This window comes from Microcystis sp. LE19-84.1B (assembly GCF_027531875.1).
Classification (GTDB): domain Bacteria; phylum Cyanobacteriota; class Cyanobacteriia; order Cyanobacteriales; family Microcystaceae; genus Microcystis; species Microcystis panniformis.
In genome coordinates, this window is record NZ_JAPZSR010000380.1 from 1 (window position 1) to 2,260 (window position 2,260).

At 37.1% G+C, this 2,260-nt stretch carries 3 protein-coding genes and 1 pseudogene; all 4 read left to right on the forward strand.

The features are described 5' to 3' along the window. Positions 1 to 7: 7 nt before the first annotated feature. On the forward strand, positions 8 to 463 hold the full coding sequence (locus O9324_RS21505; RefSeq protein WP_288141263.1) for a DUF29 domain-containing protein: 456 nt from the start codon (positions 8 to 10) through the stop codon (positions 461 to 463). Between the two features lie 12 nt (positions 464 to 475). Beyond that, a complete protein-coding gene (locus tag O9324_RS21510; protein WP_288141264.1) occupies positions 476 to 934 on the forward strand; it encodes a DUF29 domain-containing protein in 459 nt (152 codons plus the stop codon). Further along, complete coding sequence (locus O9324_RS21515) at positions 927 to 1,856, forward strand: lysylphosphatidylglycerol synthase transmembrane domain-containing protein (RefSeq protein ID WP_288141265.1); 930 nt, start codon at positions 927 to 929, stop codon at positions 1,854 to 1,856. The genes O9324_RS21510 and O9324_RS21515 overlap by 8 nt, the downstream gene beginning before the upstream one ends. A gap of 269 nt (positions 1,857 to 2,125) precedes the next feature. After that, positions 2,126 to 2,260, forward strand: a pseudogene (locus O9324_RS27585) (Uma2 family endonuclease); the annotation flags it as partial.

The following is a 2,260-nucleotide window of genomic DNA, read 5'->3' on the forward strand; positions in this document are numbered from 1 at the left end:
ATAAAAAATGACTGTTATTCCCGACTTAAAAACTCTCTACGAAATTGATGATTCTCTTTGGTTAGAAGAAACCATCGAACTTTTGAAAGCGAGAAAATTTGACGCTTTAGATTTAGATAATTTAATCGAGGAGTTAGAAGATTTGGGAAACGAAAAAAAGTTTCGTGTTGCTAGTTTTTTACAGCAAATTATCAGACATTGTTTATTATTACAATTTTGGACAAGGGAAAGAGAATATAATCAGGCTCATTGGCAAGCAGAACTGGTAAATTTTCAAGATCAATTAAATACCTACCTAACGGCAAGTTTACGGAAATATTTAGAACAAGAATTTGATAATATTTATCAGAAAGCACTCCGTTATGTGAGAAAAAAGACCAACAATCAAGTCAACTTTCCTGATATTTGTCCCTACAGTTTAGCAGAACTTCTCGATCCTAATTGGCTACCACCTTACGAATAAAGGAGATAAAAAATGACTGTTATTCCCGACTTAAAAACTCTCTACGAAATTGATGATTCTCTCTGGTTAGAAGAAATCATAGAACTCTTGAAGAATAAAAGATATGAAGCTTTAGACTTAGAAAACTTAATCGAGGAGTTAGAAGATTTGGGAAACGAAAAAAAGTTTCGTGTTGCTAGTTTATTAGAGCAAATTATTAGACATTGTTTACTCCTACAATTTTGGCAAGATGAAAGAACATATAATCGTAGTCATTGGCGCTCAGAAATTGTCAATTTCAAAAACCAGATCAACACTTATTTAACGACTAATCTCCGCAATTATCTCACTCAAGAATTACCTCTTATTTACCAGAAAGCCTTAAATTATGTTAGAGAAAAAACCGATAATCAAGTCAGGTTTCCTGGGGAATGTCCCTACAGTTTAGAAAATCTGCTCGCTCTCGACTGGTTTCCTCCAGAAAATGAATAAAGGAAAAAATGAAATGCTGAAAAAGTTTCTACGTTGGCTGATTATTGGGGGAACCTTATTTTTTGTTCTCAGTAATCTTAAAAATAACTGGGATAACATCACCTCAGTTAGAATTGAAAATCACGGTTGGTTATTTCTTTTCTTGGCACTTGTAACCACAGTTATCGCTCAAATTTGGGCAGGATGGGTGTGGATATGGATACTAAAAAGCTATCAACAACCGATTAAAACCTCCACAGGAATTGGCATCTATATGATTACCAATTTAGGAAAATATCTACCCGGTAATATTGGCCACTTTTATGCTCGCATTGTGGCAATTAATAAAGCAGGAAGTGATTGGGGAACTGCTAGTTTAAGCGTTTTATTAGAACTTTTATTGCTGGTGTGTGCAGCCTTAGCCATAGCAGTTATTGGTAGTGGTTTAGGTTGGATGAAATCTAGCTCAAGTCTAAGGATACAGATATTAGTTTTAGGATTAATTTTAATCAGCATTCATCCCAAATTTTTAAATTATCCTCTCAAAATCCTTAGCCAAAAGAAAAAGATTGCTCAAGAACCTGTTTATCTAACTAAATATCCTCTCATCCCTCTCTTGGGTGAAACTGGATTTTTATTGTGGCGCGGTGCGGGTTTTATTTTAGCTTGGATGGTATTAAAAATGATTACCCCCGCTCAGATATTACCCCTCTTAGGAACCTTTAGTTTTGCTTGGTTATTGGGTTTAGTTGTCCCCGGAGCGCCGGGGGGATTAGGAGTATTTGAAGCTACAGCGATCGCACTTTTAGACACAGAAAAATTTCCCGCCGCTAACGTACTTGTCACCGTTGCTATCTATCGTTTAATTAGCATTCTCTCTGAAGTCATTGCCGCTGGAATCGGGACAAAATTAGTTAAAGATAAAGCCAAGTTTTTTAGTTAGCTTAAGAATATTATTCGGGTGTGTTAGCCCAATGTAACGCACCCAGAAGAAAAGTTTTGATCATTGTTAAGCGAAGAGAATTTTCTCAACTCCTAAAATCTATCTCCTGACTTGAAAGAGAGTGTGGGGTGTGGGGTGTAGGGAAGGAAACCTCTTTCATCTGTGGGGGTGAAAATTTTTTCATCGGGACTGACTCCTAAATTCTGATGTAATATTAGGATCAATAACCAGCAAAAATATGGATACTCCCACCTAGAGAGGCCGAAAAAATGACGATTGCCAAAAGCGACGAAACTGCCACCTCTCCGGCACTGATAGAAGAAGATTTCGAGGACTTCTGGGAACCCCCCCCACCCCCCACAGACTTAATTTTTGATGATGGTGAACCCTTGGAAAGCAACCGA